12 protein-coding genes are annotated in these 13,412 nt (G+C 64.5%); 10 read left to right on the top strand and 2 right to left on the bottom strand.

Going from position 1 to position 13,412, the window contains the following annotated elements:
• Window positions 1-25: 25 nt before the first annotated feature.
• Window positions 26-154 carry a hypothetical protein gene (locus H582_RS33135; RefSeq protein ID WP_255309748.1) on the bottom strand — a complete coding sequence of 43 codons (129 nt, stop codon included), beginning with the start codon at window positions 152-154 and terminating at the stop codon, window positions 26-28.
• Between the two features lie 375 nt (window positions 155-529).
• Between H582_RS33135 and H582_RS0114480 the strand changes: the two genes are divergently transcribed.
• The 8 genes from H582_RS0114480 (at window position 530) to ppk1 (ending at window position 8,879) form a co-directional block, all read left to right on the top strand.
• Complete coding sequence (locus H582_RS0114480; protein WP_101807961.1) at window positions 530-1,030, top strand: phosphatidylglycerophosphatase A family protein; 501 nt, start codon at window positions 530-532, stop codon at window positions 1,028-1,030.
• Between the two features lie 322 nt (window positions 1,031-1,352).
• Window positions 1,353-1,541, top strand: a complete 189-nt coding sequence (locus H582_RS0114475; protein WP_028599093.1) for a hypothetical protein — start codon at window positions 1,353-1,355, stop codon at window positions 1,539-1,541.
• Between the two features lie 41 nt (window positions 1,542-1,582).
• Window positions 1,583-2,473, top strand: a complete 891-nt coding sequence (gene accD / locus H582_RS0114470; RefSeq protein WP_028599092.1) for an acetyl-CoA carboxylase, carboxyltransferase subunit beta — start codon at window positions 1,583-1,585, stop codon at window positions 2,471-2,473.
• The gene (locus tag H582_RS27705) at window positions 2,463-3,551 is read left to right on the top strand and encodes an acetyl-CoA carboxylase carboxyltransferase subunit alpha (protein WP_052333280.1); all 1,089 of its coding nucleotides are present in this window, start codon (window positions 2,463-2,465) and stop codon (window positions 3,549-3,551) included. The genes accD and H582_RS27705 overlap by 11 nt, the downstream gene beginning before the upstream one ends.
• Before the next feature lie 208 nt (window positions 3,552-3,759).
• Window positions 3,760-5,514, top strand: coding sequence for a pyruvate kinase (gene pyk / locus H582_RS0114460; RefSeq protein ID WP_028599091.1), 1,755 nt, complete (start codon window positions 3,760-3,762; stop codon window positions 5,512-5,514).
• Between the two features lie 164 nt (window positions 5,515-5,678).
• On the top strand, window positions 5,679-6,203 hold the full coding sequence (locus H582_RS0114455) for an acyl-CoA thioesterase (RefSeq protein ID WP_028599090.1): 525 nt from the start codon (window positions 5,679-5,681) through the stop codon (window positions 6,201-6,203).
• Window positions 6,200-6,646: an FxsA family protein gene (locus H582_RS0114450; protein WP_028599089.1), complete on the top strand. Its 447-nt coding sequence runs from the start codon at window positions 6,200-6,202 to the stop codon at window positions 6,644-6,646. Before H582_RS0114455 ends, H582_RS0114450 begins: the two co-directional genes overlap by 4 nt.
• A 145-nt stretch (window positions 6,647-6,791) precedes the next feature.
• Window positions 6,792-8,879 (top strand): polyphosphate kinase 1, encoded by a 2,088-nt coding sequence (gene ppk1, locus H582_RS0114445; protein WP_028599088.1) that lies wholly within the window; start codon window positions 6,792-6,794, stop codon window positions 8,877-8,879.
• Between the two features lie 74 nt (window positions 8,880-8,953).
• On the opposite strand, the gene H582_RS0114440 is transcribed toward ppk1, so the two are convergent.
• The gene (locus H582_RS0114440; RefSeq protein WP_028599087.1) at window positions 8,954-10,504 is read right to left on the bottom strand and encodes a Ppx/GppA phosphatase family protein; all 1,551 of its coding nucleotides are present in this window, start codon (window positions 10,502-10,504) and stop codon (window positions 8,954-8,956) included.
• Window positions 10,505-10,850: 346 nt separating this feature from the next.
• Here H582_RS0114440 and citZ point away from each other — a divergent pair, with 346 nt between their 5' ends.
• Window positions 10,851-11,963: a citrate synthase gene (gene citZ / locus H582_RS0114435; RefSeq protein WP_028599086.1), complete on the top strand. Its 1,113-nt coding sequence runs from the start codon at window positions 10,851-10,853 to the stop codon at window positions 11,961-11,963.
• Window positions 11,964-12,086: 123 nt separating this feature from the next.
• On the top strand, window positions 12,087-13,382 hold the full coding sequence (gene icd / locus H582_RS0114430) for an NADP-dependent isocitrate dehydrogenase (RefSeq protein ID WP_028599085.1): 1,296 nt from the start codon (window positions 12,087-12,089) through the stop codon (window positions 13,380-13,382).
• Window positions 13,383-13,412 lie beyond the last annotated feature (30 nt).

Here is a 13,412-nt window from a genome sequence, read left to right as displayed (position 1 = left end):
GCCGCCCCCAGAGCGGAACAGACAGCTACACGCGGAAAAACCGCGCGTAGCCGCCGCCCTCAGAGCGGAACAGACAGCCGTTGCACCCAGCCGCCGCATTCAGCAACCTTCGCACCTCCGCATCGCCGCCCTCGCACGACATGCCGCGATCCATGAGATGCCCATTCCTCCTTTCTATCCCTTCACTTGAAGGTTGAAATAGGCATCTGCGAGCACGAGTGCCTTCGTCGCAGCGGCTGCGGAGCGCCCTTCTGCTTCGTCGGCGTACCGCATCGACGCGGCCGCAGTCTCTTGGAGGCTCTATTTTTCCGGAACATTTCGCGGGACAGGTGCATAGAGTAGGAAGCACAGCAGCCTTAGGCTGCGAGCCGAGCGCCTCTGACGGCGGATAGGCAGGCGGTGGGGAGGCGGGAATCGCGTCCCTCTACGGCTGTCTCCTTCGCGGAATGGCGCTGCGGCGCAAGCGCCGCAGCCTGTCCCGAAAGATCAGGTCGGCGCTTTGGCAAAGCGGAAAGCGGGAGGAATGCGGATGAACATCGAATTGGAGCGCTGGCTGGAAAGGCGCGGAGTCACAGTAGCGGATGTCGCGGAAATCGTCCACTCCTTGCAGCTCCCCTACAACCCTCATCTCACGATGGACGAATGCGTGGACAGCGTGCGCACGGTGCTGGGCAAGCGCGAAGTCCAATATGTGCTCTGCACGGGCATCGCGCTCGACGAGCTTGCGGAGAAGCGGCTGCTGCCGGCTCCGCTGCAGCGAATCATGGAGAAGGACGAATCGCTGTACGGCGTCGACGAGACGCTGGCGATGGGCATCACGCATGTGTACGGCATGATCGGCTTGACGAGCTTCGGCTATCTGGATAAGGTGAAGCCTGGCATCATCAGCCGCCTGAACGACAAGTCGACGGGCGAGATCCACGTCTTCCTCGACGATCTCGTGGCCGGACTGGCCGCGGCGGCATCGGCCCGGATCGCGCACCAGGACCCGAGGGCGACGGACTACAGCGAGGACGGCACGAAAGCCTGAGGGCGTGCAGGAATCGGCGGCTGCGGGAGCGAATCGTTCCTGCAGCAAGCTGCCGCCGGCCGGCGGCCAAGCGGGCCGCTCCCCGGCCGGGACCGCGAAGCGCGGCCGTCCGCGCCGCTGCGGGACAGGCCGCTCCCCGGCTGCCCGCGCCGCCGGTGGACGGACCGCGCCGCCGGTGGACGGACCGCTCCCCCGGCCGAGCCGCTCTCCCTAGCGGCTTTCGGCCCGGATCGGCCTAGGCCTTTCTTGCTAGCAAAACTTCTCCTATGCTATGATTGTGAGATCATGTGACCTGTTTCCGGGATATCAGGAGGTACCTTTCATGTGGACGGTCATCTACATCGCGCCTACGGCGAAGATCGCGGAGAGCATCAAACGAAGGCTAACCGAAGAGGGGTTCCTCGTCCAGACAAGACCCATCAACATGTCCAAGCAGCAGTACGAGATCCTCGTGCCGTCCGGAGAACTGGAAGAAGTCCAGGAAGTGCTGACGTCCATTCTCCATTCCTGATTCCGGCCCGACTATACTTAGCGTCTTGAGAGGTGTCACTTGTGTTCAAGGACCTGTTCCATAAGCGAAAATACGCCACCGTGCCTTCCGAGAGGGAGCGCGGGGACCAGCAGGAAAGGCCGAAGCGGGACATTCCCGAAGGCTTGATGAACAAATGTCCCAAATGCGCGACGATCCAATTCTCCAAGGAATTGGACAAGAACCACAAAGTATGTCCGTCCTGCGGGCATCATTTCCGGCTGAGCGCTTGGGAGCGCATCGGAATGACGCTCGATGACGGACGTTTGTCTGAATTCGACCGCGACATGATTTCGGAGGACCCGCTGGAGTTCCCCGGCTACGCGTCCAAGCTCGAAGCGCAGAAGAAGAGCTCCGGCCTGAGGGACGCCGTCGTGACGGGCGAAGGCGCGATCGGGGGCTTCCCGGTCGTCGTCGCCATCATGAGCTTCGACTTCTTCAGCGGCAGCATGGGCTCCGTCGTCGGCGAGAAGATCACGCGGGCGATCGAGCAGGCGCGTCTGCGCAAGCTGCCGATGCTCATCTTCTCGACTTCGGGCGGCGCGCGCATGCAGGAGAGCATCCTGAGCCTCATGCAGATGGCCAAGACGAGCGCCGCGCTCGCCAAATTCCAAAGCGAGGGCGGCCTGTACATCTCGGTCATGACCGATCCGACGACAGGCGGCGTCACGGCGAGCTTCGCCTCGCTCGGCGACTACAACCTGGCCGAGCCCGGCGCGCTCATCGGCTTTGCCGGCCGCATCGTCATCGAGCAGACGATCCGCCAGAAGCTGCCGGACAACTTCCAGACTTCGGAATTCAACCTGCAGCATGGCCAGCTCGACCGCGTCGTGCACCGCAAGGACATGAAGTCCACGCTGACGCGCCTGCTTGACATGCATGCCGTGAAGGAGGAAACGGGACATGGCGGGTGAACTGCCGTTCGAAAAGCCGCTGGGCGACCTGAGGCGCAAGATCGAGGAGCTCAAAGGGCTCAGCCAAGGCAAGGGCATCGACTTCAGCGACGAGATCGCCCGGCTGGAGGCGCGCTGCCGCCAGCTGGAGGAGGAGCTCTACAGCGAGCTCGGCGCCGCCGAGAAGATGCATCTGGCCCGCCATCACCAGCGGCCGACGTCGCTTGATTTCATCCAAGCGATCTTCACCGATTTCCTGGAGCTGCACGGCGACCGGCTGTTCGCGGACGATCTGGCGATCGTCGGCGGCCTCGCCAAGCTGAACGGCATGCCGGTCACCGTCATCGGCCATCAGCGCGGCAAGGATACGAAGGACAATATCGCCCGCTTCTTCGGCAGCCCCCATCCGGAGGGCTTCCGCAAGGCGCTGAGGCTCATGCAGCAGGCGGACAAGTTCCGCCGTCCGATCATCACTTTCATCGACACGAAGGGCGCCTATCCCGGCAACACCGCCGAGGAGCGGGGGCAGTCCGAGGCGATCGCCCGCAACCTGCGCGAGATGGCGCTGCTCGGCGTGCCGGTCATCTGCGTCGTCATCGGCGAAGGCGGCAGCGGCGGCGCGCTCGCGCTCGGCGTCGGCAACCGCGTGCTCATGCTCGAGAACGCGATCTACTCGGTCATCTCGCCGAACGGCGCGGCATCCATCCTCTGGAAGGACGCCTCCAAGGCGGACCAGGCGGCCGAGGCGATGAAGATCACCGCCAAGGACCTGCTGTCGTTCGGCATCATCGAGGAAGTCGTGCCGGAGCCCCAGGGCGGCGCCCACCGCGACTACGAGCAGCAGGCGGAGTCGATCAAGGAAGCGGTCTGGCGCCATCTGCAGGAGCTGCTCGCGATGTCGGCGGAGGAGCTCGTCGAGGATCGGTACATGAAGTTCCGCAAAATCGGCCGCTTCGCCTTCGCGGCGGAGGCGGGCTCGGAGCAGCCGGACGGCGCGCTGGAAGCGCCGGAGGCTGCCGGACTGCCGGCAGAAGCCGGAGCGGAGCCGGCCGCGCCGGGCGACGCCTCGCCCGCCGCGGAGTCGGCCCGAGTGCACTAAGCAGGAGTCAGGTTCGCAAGGAGCGGCCGCAAGCGGCCGCTTTTTCGCGTCTTGAGAACGCATTTCTTTTGCGGTCTGAATCGAAAGTCATGCTTTTTACCGGACGAAAGTCTTGTAAAGAGAGGAATGTCATGTCTATGCCGCTGCCAAATGTGATAGAATGAATGATAGTGTTCAAGCAAGCTAACTGATGGAGGAATCATGAACCATGCGTAAAACGAAAATTGTATGTACGATCGGACCTTCCAGCGAGTCGCTGGAAAATACAAAGAAACTGATTCTGGCCGGCATGAACGTCGCCCGCCTGAACTTCTCGCACGGCGACTTCGAAGAGCACGGCAACCGCATCAAGAACATCCGCCAGGCCTGCGCGGAGCTCGGCAAGACGGTCGCGATCCTGCTCGACACCAAAGGCCCTGAGATCCGTCTCGGCAAGCTGAAGGAAGAGCCGATCGAGCTGCAGCAGGACGACTACATCACGCTGACGACCGAAGAGATCCTCGGCGACCGCCACCGCATCCCGGTGACGTACAAGAACCTGCCGGCCGACCTGAAGGTCGGCTCGACCGTCCTCATCGACGACGGCCTCATCGGCCTGACCGTCGTGGACATCCAGGGCACGGAGATCAACTGCAAGATCGTCAACAGCGGCCCGATCAAGAGCAAAAAGGGCGTCAACGTTCCGGGCGTGCACATCTCCCTGCCGGGCATCACTGAAAAAGACGCCGGCGACATCGTATTTGGCGTCGAGCAGGGCGTCGACTTCATCGCCGCTTCCTTCGTGCGCAAGGCTTCCGACGTGCTTGAGATCCGCGAGCTGCTGGAGCGCCACAACGCGGGCCACATCCAGATCATCTCCAAGATCGAGAACCAGCAGGGCGTGGACAACCTCGACGAGATCCTCGAAGTGTCCGACGGCCTGATGGTCGCGCGCGGCGACCTCGGCGTCGAGATTCCGGCCGAGGAAGTGCCGCTCGTGCAAAAGTCGATGATTCAAAAGGCGAACCTCGCCGGCAAGCCGGTCATCACGGCGACGCAGATGCTCGACTCCATGCAGCGCAACCCGCGTCCGACCCGCGCCGAAGCGAGCGACGTGGCGAACGCCATCCTTGACGGCACCGACGCGATCATGCTCTCCGGCGAGACCGCCGCGGGCAAGTACCCGACGGAATCCGTGCTGACGATGTCCCGCATCGCCGAGCGCGCCGAGTCCGCGCTGGACTACCGCGAGATCCTGACCAAAACGGCGATCGCGCAGCAGACGACGGTCACCGAGGCGATCAGCCAAGCGGTGGCGAACTCCGCCCTCGACCTGCAGGCCAAGGCGATCGTGACGTCGACCGAGAGCGGCTATACCGCCCGCATGGTGTCCAAGTACCGTCCGAAGGCTCCGATCATCGCCGTGACGACCGACGAGCGCATCATGCGCCGCCTGAACCTGACGTGGGGCGTCATCCCGACGAAGGGCGTCGCCGCCGATACGACGGACGAGATGTTCAACTTCGCCGTCGAAGGCGCGCTCGGCACGGGCCTCGTCTCGCTCGGCGACACGATCGTCATCACCGCCGGCGTGCCGGTAGGCCGCGCGGGCACGACGAACCTCATCAAGGTGCATCACATCGGCGAGCTCGTCGCCAAAGGCCAAGGCATCGGCAGCCAGACCGCTACGGGCAAGATCGTCGTCGCCCGCACGCCGGAGGAAGCGATCGCCAAGACCAAGGAAGGCTCCATCCTCGTCACCGTCTCGACCGACAAGGACTACATGCCGGCGATCGAGAAGGCTTCGGCGATCATCACCGTATCCGGCGGCATCACGAGCCATGCGGCCGTCGTCGGCCTGAACCTCGGCATCCCGGCGGTCATCGGCATCGACAACGCGTTCGAGCTGCTGCATGACGACATGGAAGTGACCGTCTACGGCGAGATGGGCGTCATCTACACCGGTCAAAGCAAAGTCCTGTAAGAAGCCGGGCCGGCTCCGGCTTGGCTCTGACTGCCAAGCCCTGCGTCTGCTCAGGGCCAAGGCCGATCCTCTCCCGCCGAGAGGATCGGCTTTTTTGCATATTGCCTGATTTGAGCCGATAATAAAGGGACAAGGATAGAGGCAGGAAGGGGCAATTAGGGCTTATGGAGCAGGCGGAATGGACGCTGCACCCGCTGCGGGTGCGCTATCAGGAAACGGACGCGATGGGCGTCGTGTATCATGCGAATTATTTGACCTGGTTCGAGATCGGGCGCACGGAGCTGATCCGCTCCGCGGGGTACGCCTACGGCCGGATCGAGCAGGAAGGGCTGATGCTGCCGCTGACGGATCTGGACAGCCAGTTCCGCCAGCCGGCCCGCTACGACGACGCGATCGTCGTCTGCACCCGGGTGGAGCGCTTCACGCCGATGCGGCTCGGCTTCCGCTATCAGATCCGCCGGCTCGAGGCGGGGGCCGCGGAAGCGGCGCTGCCTGCGCTCGGCGAAGGCGCGGTCCGCGCCGCGGGCGAGGACGGGGCCGGACTTCCGGGCGAGCTGCTTGCCACCGGGGGCACTCGGCATGTGTGGGTGGATCGCAGCTTCCGTCCGGCGCGGCTCGACCGGCGCCTGCCGGAGCTGTACGCGCTGATCCGGCGCATGGCGCCGGCTGGAAAGGAGGAGGGGGCATGAACCGAAGGCTCGGAACGGTGCAGAAGGCGCTGCTCGGCGGAGCGGCCTACGTGCTGCTGGAGGTGATCGCGATGGCCTGGCTCGGCAGCCGCATCGGCGTCGGCGGCGTGTTCCTGCTGCTCGTCGGCACGGCCGTGCTGGGCACGGTGCTGATGCGCACGCACGGGCGCAAGGCATGGGCGGAGATGCGCCGCAAGATGGAGCTCGGCGAGCCGCCGGGCCATGCGCTGCTGAACGGCCTTTGCCTGATGGCCGGCAGCCTGCTGCTCATTTTCCCCGGCGTGATCGGCGACCTGGTCGGCCTGACGCTCGTCCTGCCCGTCACCCGCGGCTTCTACCGCCTGCGCCTGTACCGGCTGCTGGAGCGGCTGCTGCGGCGCGGAGGCGGCGGAGGCTTCGGCGGTCCGGGCGGCGGGCGGTTCATCTTCATCGGGCGCCGCTGAGGCCGGCGTCCGGCATGCCTTCGATCCGCAGCGGGGGCGTGCCGCCCTCGCGGCCGCAGGCATTTACCTGGCCTTTACCGCATCTTAATATAGAAGTAACAGTGACGCTGCATAATAGGGACAACGACAAGGAGGCTCTTCAGCGATGAGTAAAGCATTGTCCCCCTATGTGAACCGCGACCTGAGCTGGATCGAGTTCAACCGCAGGGTGCTGGAGGAAGCGCAGGACCCGACGACGCCGCTGCTGGAGCGCGCGAAGTTCCTGTCCATCGTGTCCAGCAACATGGATGAATTCATGAGCGTCCGCATGGCGGGCATCCAGGACCAGCTCAAGGCGGGCTATACGAAGATGGATTTCACCGGCTATACGCCGCAGGGGCTGTGGAAGCGGCTCATCAAGCGGACGGGCCAGATGGTCGCCGAGCAATACCGCACCTATCGGGAAGTGATGAGGGGGCTGGCGCGAGAGGGCATACATATCCGCGAAATGGACGATCTGAACGCCTCGCAGGCCGCGGCGGTCGAGCATTATTTCCGGACGATCGTCTTTCCCGTGCTGACGCCGATGGCCGTCGACCAGAGCCGTCCGTTCCCGCTCCTTCATACGAAGGAGCTGTATCTGGCCGTGCTGCTGCGCGATTCCGAAGAAGAGCCGGAGGCCGAGCCGTACTTCGCGATCGTCCAGGTGCCTTCGATCCTGCCGCGCTGCGTGGCGCTGCCGATCCGGGGCAACAGCAAGAAGCTTGAGTACGTGCTGCTCGAGGACCTCATCCGTTCGTTCATCCATACGCTGTTCAGCGGCTACAGCCTGGAAGCCGTGCATCCGTTCCGCCTGACCCGCAACGCCGACCTGACGCTCAACGAGGAAGGCGCCGAGGATCTGCTCGAGGAGATCGAGAAGGAGCTTCGCCGCAGGCGCTGGGGCATGCCCGTGCGGCTCGAGATCGGCGAAGGCTTCCATCCGTACGCGCTCGACCTGCTGCAGGAGGAGCTGGAGATCGGCGATCATGTCGTCCGCATCGGCGGACCGCTCGATCTCAGCTTTCTGATGCGCTTCGCCGGCTCGATCGGGGGCAAGGAGAGTCTCCGCTATCCAAAGCTCGAGCCGGTCTACCCGCGGGAGCTCGAGGAGCATGAGCTGATCTTCGATACGATCCGCGAGCGCGACGTGCTGCTGCATCATCCGTACGAGTCGTTCGAGCCGCTGGCCGAGTTCGTCCAGCAGGCGGCGGACGATCCGCAGGTGCTGGCGATCAAGATGACGCTCTACCGCGTCAGCGGGCAAAGCGAGCTCGTGCAGGCGCTCGCCGCCGCGGCCGAGGCGGGCAAGCAGGTGACGGTCGTCGTCGAGCTCAAGGCGCGCTTCGACGAGGAGCGCAACATCGCCTGGGCGCGCCAGCTGGAGAAGGCGGGCTGCCATGTCGTCTACGGCCTCGTCGGCCTCAAGACGCATGCCAAGATCCTGCTCGTCGTGCGGCGCGAGGCCGACCAGCTGCGGCGCTACGTGCATGTCGGCACCGGCAACTACAACGACAGCACGGCCAAGGCGTACACCGACATCGGCCTGTTCACGTCGCATCCGATCATCGGCGCGGACGCGTCGGCGCTGTTCAACGAGGTGACCGGCTACTCGTCGCCTTATGAATGGCAAGCGTTCAGCGTCGCGCCGAGCGGGCTGACGGAGCAGCTGTTCCGGCTGATCGACCGCGAGCGCCGGCATGCCGAGGAGGGCCGGGGCGGCTACATCGCCGCCAAGATGAACTCGCTCTCCAACCAGGAGATGATCGACAAGCTGTACGAGGCGTCGCGCTCGGGCGTGCGCATCGACCTCATCGTGCGCGGCGTCTGCTGCCTGCGTCCCGGCGTGCCGGGCCTGAGCGAGAACATCCGCGTCGTCAGCATCGTCGACCGCTTCCTCGAGCATTCGCGGCTGCTGTACCTGCGCAACGCCGGCGAGGAGGAAGTGTATCTGTCGAGCGCGGACTGGATGACGCGCAACCTGACGCGGCGCATCGAGCTGATGTGCCCGGTGTTCGATCCCAGCCTGCGCGACAGCCTGATCGCGCTGCTGCGGCTGCAGCTGAGCGACAACGTCAAGGCGCGGGAGCTGCAGGCGAGCGGCGGCTACGAGCGGATGCGGCCTGCCGAGGGCGAGGAGCTGCTGCGCAGCCAGTTCCAGGCGGAGCGGATCTCCAGCTGGAAAAAGGCGCTGCCGCAAGCCGAGCAGGCGTAAGCGAAAAGGGGCTCTCCCGCAAGGCCGTCGAAACGGCCCTCGGGAAAGCCCCTTTTTGCCTGCATTGGCTTCGTCTAGCGGACGGACAGCTCGGGCTGAAGCCCCCACAGCTTGGCGAACTCGCGTCCGGCCTCCTCGACCTCCTGCCGCTCCAGAGCGAGCGAGCCGGACGGCCGCACGGCGCTGAGCCGCAGGCGGCCCTCCTCCGGTCCGAGCGACGCTTCGGCCTCGAGCCGGCTGATCGGCTGCGTCTCGCTGCGGTCGAGCGCGGCGGCGAGCTGGAGCAGGCTGCCCAGCAGGGCGGCCGCCTCCACGTCTCCGGGCTCCAGCAGCGCCGCGTACGGCTCCAGCTGCGACTTGCAGCGGCTGCGGCTGCGGAACGCCGCAATCGCGGCGGTCAGCACGTTCTCGCGATGCGACATGCCGTTCAGGCTGCAGTTGGTCAGCAGATAGAACGTATGCTTCGGATAGGCGGCGTGGTCGATCGACGCTCCGATCCGGTAGAGCAGGGAGGCGGCGTCCAGCAGCTTGGCCGCCCGATCGCCCAGCCGCTCCAGCGGACGGCCGGGAGCGGAGCCGCGGAGCGTCTCGAGCAGCTGCAGCGAGAGGCGGTTGACCTGGTTCACATGCGGGAGCGGCGCCTCGGGATAGAGCGCGTATGTGTTGCGCACGCTGTAGCCCAGCACGTCGTCGAGCCGCGGCCGCTCCGGCGACTGCACGGAGAAGAACAGGCCGTCGCGCAGGCCGGCCGCGCAGACGCGGTATTCCGCAGCGCCGGTCAGGCACCGGAACAGCCGCAGCGCGGCGAGTCCGGGCACGATCAGGTCGACGCGGTCCTTGGACAGGCCCGGGAACTTGCGGCGCTTGTCCAGCGGCATCGCGCGCAGCGTATCGAACAGACGGTCGGCGTCCTCGGCCGGAATCGCATAGTTGTGCGTCTGCGGGAAAGGATAATGGCGGACCGCCTGATGGATCTTGGCCAGCGCGCGGATCGTGCCGCCGACGCCGATGAGCGGCAGTCCCGGCGACCAGCGCAGCCACGGATGCTCCTCGCTCGCCCGCAGCGCCATCTCCTCGAGCCGGCGCAAGCCGTCGTCGCCGAGCATGCCGCGGTCGGCATAGCTGCGGGCGAGGTTGACGCAGCCGAACGGAAAGCTGACGCTCTGCACGAGCGTGCGCTCCTTGAACAGGGAAATTTCCGTGCTGCCTCCTCCGATATCGATGAGGAAGCCGTCGCGGACGTCCATCGTGTTGACCATGCCGAGGAAGCCGTAGCCGGCTTCCTCCTCGCCCGGCAGCAGCTCGATGTCCAGTCCGGACTCGGCGCCCAGACTCCGCAGCACCTCGGCGCCGTTGACGGCGTTGCGCATCGCGGCCGTCGCGACGGCGCGAACGGCGCTCGTCCCGTGATGCGCGCAGAGCATGCGGAAGTGGCGGAGCGTCTCGGCCAGCTCGGCGACCGTCTCCTCGTCGATGCGCCCGTCGGCCGTGATCCTCTGGCTGAGCCGAGCCGGACGCTTGCTGCCGTCGATGACGCGATGCGCGCCGGTAGCCGTCGTCTCGTAGACGACGAGGCGGATGGAGTTGGAGCCGATGTCGATGATGCCGATGCGTTGCTCGTTCATGGAGCGGATTCCCCTTCCCTCGGACTATGGCTTCGCTGAAACGCTGATTCCATCAGTGTAACACCTTGCCGGCCAACCTCCAAACGGGCGACAAGTAAATTCTATGAAGGCGATAAAGCATTTTTATCTTCGATCGGTTGGATTCATCATGAAAATACTTTATGATAAAAAGGATTGCTGCGGTCGCCGATTTGCCCATCCTTGACATCCGCTGTTCTCGCCTGCGCGACCCGGAGGCGTGAATGCGCTGTCAAAGGCGGTGCAAGCCTTTTTCCGCAGCCTGATGTTGACAGTCCCATTACCGGCCGCTTCCTATCCGCGCGCCGAAGACAAAGGAGAGAGTTCAATGACAGCTACCAAAGGTCTCGAAGGCATCGTCGCCACGACCTCGTCCATCAGCTCCATCATCGACGGAGTGCTGACCTATCGCGGAATCAACATCGACGAGCTGGCCGAAGGCGCTACGTTCGAAGAAGTCGCCTACCTGCTCTGGTACGGCAAGCTCCCTACGGCATCCGAGCTCGAGGAGCTGAAGTCCAAGCTGAGCGCCTCCGCCCCGATTCCGGCCGAGGTGATCGACGCGATCCGCCTCTATCCGCAGGACGCCAACTCGATGGCGGCGCTCCGCACGGCGGTATCCGCCCTGGCGCTGTACGATCCGGCCGCCCAGGACATGAGCCGCGAGGCCAACGTAGACAAGGCGATCCGCCTGCAGGCGCAGCTGCCGACGGTCATCGCCGCTTTCGACCGCATCCGCAGCGGCCAGGAGCCGATCGCTCCGAAGGCCGGCCTGTCCGTCGCGGCCAACTTCCTCTACATGCTTACCGGCGAGACTCCGGACGATGTAGCGGTCAAGGCTCTCGACCAGGCGCTCGTGCTGCATGCCGACCATGAGCTCAACGCCTCCACGTTCGCCGGCCGCGTCACCGTCGCGACGCTGTCGGACATCTACTCCGGCGTCGTCTCCGCGATCGGCGCGCTCAAGGGCCCGCTGCACGGCGGCGCCAACGAGGCGGTCATGGTCATGCTCGAGGAGATCGGCTCGCCGGACCGCGTCGAGTCCGTCATCAACGAGAAGCTGGCCAACAAAGAGAAGATCATGGGCTTCGGCCATCGCGTCTACAAAAACGGCGACCCGCGCGCCAAGCATCTGCAAAAGATGTCCGAGGAGCTCGGCAAGCTGAAGGGCAACCTCGACCTGTACGACATGAGTGTGAAGATCGAGGAGATCGTGACCGGACAGAAGGGCCTGAAGCCGAACGTCGACTTCTACTCCGCGTCCGTCTACACGACGCTCGGCATCAAGCGCGACCTGTTTACGCCGATCTTCGCGATCAGCCGCCTGTCGGGCTGGACAGCGCATATCCTGGAGCAGTACGATAATAACCGTCTGATCCGCCCGCGCGCGGAGTACACGGGTCCAGCAAGCGCCAAGTTCATTCCGATCGAGCAGCGCTGATCTCCCTCCCCCCGGCTTCATGTCCGGGGGGCTTCGGCTGCGCACGCAGCTTGTCCCGTTTCCGCCGCTTGGCCGGCGCAGGGACCCGCATGATTTTCATACCAAGAGGAGGAATCATCCCCAATGGCACAACTCGAAAAATTCGCCCTTCCGACCGAAGGCGAGCAGATCACGATTGAAAACGGCAAGCTGAACGTTCCGAACAACCCGATCGTTCCGTTCATCGAAGGCGACGGCACGGGCCGCGACATCTGGCGCGCCTCCAAGCGCGTCCTCGACGCGGCAGTCGAAAAAGCCTACGGCGGCGAGAAGAAGATCGCCTGGTACGAAGTATTCGCCGGCGAAAAAGCATTCAACCAATACGGCGAATGGCTGCCGGCCGACACGCTGACGGCGATCCGCGAGTACATCGTCGCGATCAAAGGACCGCTGACGACTCCGATCGGCGGCGGCATCCGTTCCCTGAACGTAGCGCTGCGCCAGGAGCTCGACCTGTACGTCTGCCTGCGCCCTGTGCGCTACTTCGACGGCGTGCCTTCCCCGGTGAAGCGTCCGGAGCTGGTCAACATGGTCATCTTCCGCGAGAACACCGAGGACATCTACGCCGGCATCGAGTACCAAGAAGGCACGGACGCGGTTAAAAAAGTGCTTTCCTTCCTGCAGAACGAGATGGGCGTGAACAAGATCCGCTTCCCGGAAACGTCTGGCATCGGCATCAAGCCGGTATCGGCCGAGGGCTCCAAGCGCCTCGTGCGCGCGGCGATCGAGTACGCGATCGAGCACGGCCGCAAGTCGGTCACGCTGGTCCACAAAGGCAACATCATGAAGTTCACCGAGGGCGCCTTCAAAAACTGGGGCTACGAAGTGGCGGAAGCCGAGTTCGGCGACAAGGTGTTCACATGGGGCCAATATGACCGCATCAAGGACGAGCAAGGCACGGATGCGGCCAACAAGGCTCAAGACGAAGCTCTGGCGGCCGGCAAGATCCTCGTGAAGGACGCCATCGCCGACATCGCCCTGCAGCAAGTGCTGACCCGTCCGACGGACTTCGACGTCATCGCGACGCTGAACCTGAACGGCGACTACCTGTCCGACGCCCTGGCGGCTCAAGTCGGCGGCATCGGCATCGCGCCGGGCGCCAACATCAACTACATCACCGGCCACGCGATCTTCGAGGCGACCCACGGCACGGCTCCGAAATACGCCGACAAAGACGTGGTGAACCCGGGCTCCGTCATCCTCTCCGGCGTCATGATGCTCGAGCATCTGGGCTGGCAGGAAGCGGCCGACCTCATCTACAAAGGCATGGAAACTTCGATCAACAACAAGACGGTCACCTACGACTTTGCCCGCCTGATGGAAGGCGCCAAAGAAGTGAAGTGCTCCGAGTTCGCGGATCAAGTCATCGCCAACATGTAAATCGTGCAAGAGTCCGCTTCGGCGGGCTCT

This window comes from Paenibacillus pasadenensis DSM 19293, assembly GCF_000422485.1.
GTDB classification, from domain to species: Bacteria; Bacillota; Bacilli; order Paenibacillales; family Paenibacillaceae; genus Paenibacillus_O; species Paenibacillus_O pasadenensis.
The sequence above is the reverse complement of the archived record's forward strand: the minus strand, read 5'-3'. Positions and strand labels throughout refer to the sequence as shown.

Excerpts from the sequence above, each read along its gene's own strand:
- H582_RS0114475 (WP_028599093.1), top strand. The coding sequence starts at position 1,353 with ATGTGGACGGTCATCTACATCGCGCCTACGGCGAAGATCGCGGAGAGC.
- icd (WP_028599085.1), top strand. The coding sequence starts at position 12,087 with ATGGCACAACTCGAAAAATTCGCCCTTCCGACCGAAGGCGAGCAGATC.
- H582_RS0114450 (WP_028599089.1), top strand. The coding sequence starts at position 6,200 with ATGAACCGAAGGCTCGGAACGGTGCAGAAGGCGCTGCTCGGCGGAGCG.
- H582_RS0114455 (WP_028599090.1), top strand. The coding sequence starts at position 5,679 with ATGGAGCAGGCGGAATGGACGCTGCACCCGCTGCGGGTGCGCTATCAG.
- H582_RS33135 (WP_255309748.1), bottom strand. The coding sequence starts at position 154 with ATGGATCGCGGCATGTCGTGCGAGGGCGGCGATGCGGAGGTGCGAAGG.
- ppk1 (WP_028599088.1), top strand. The coding sequence starts at position 6,792 with ATGAGTAAAGCATTGTCCCCCTATGTGAACCGCGACCTGAGCTGGATC.
- citZ (WP_028599086.1), top strand. The coding sequence starts at position 10,851 with ATGACAGCTACCAAAGGTCTCGAAGGCATCGTCGCCACGACCTCGTCC.
- pyk (WP_028599091.1), top strand. The coding sequence starts at position 3,760 with ATGCGTAAAACGAAAATTGTATGTACGATCGGACCTTCCAGCGAGTCG.
- H582_RS0114440 (WP_028599087.1), bottom strand. The coding sequence starts at position 10,504 with ATGAACGAGCAACGCATCGGCATCATCGACATCGGCTCCAACTCCATC.
- H582_RS0114480 (WP_101807961.1), top strand. The coding sequence starts at position 530 with ATGAACATCGAATTGGAGCGCTGGCTGGAAAGGCGCGGAGTCACAGTA.
- H582_RS27705 (WP_052333280.1), top strand. The coding sequence starts at position 2,463 with ATGGCGGGTGAACTGCCGTTCGAAAAGCCGCTGGGCGACCTGAGGCGC.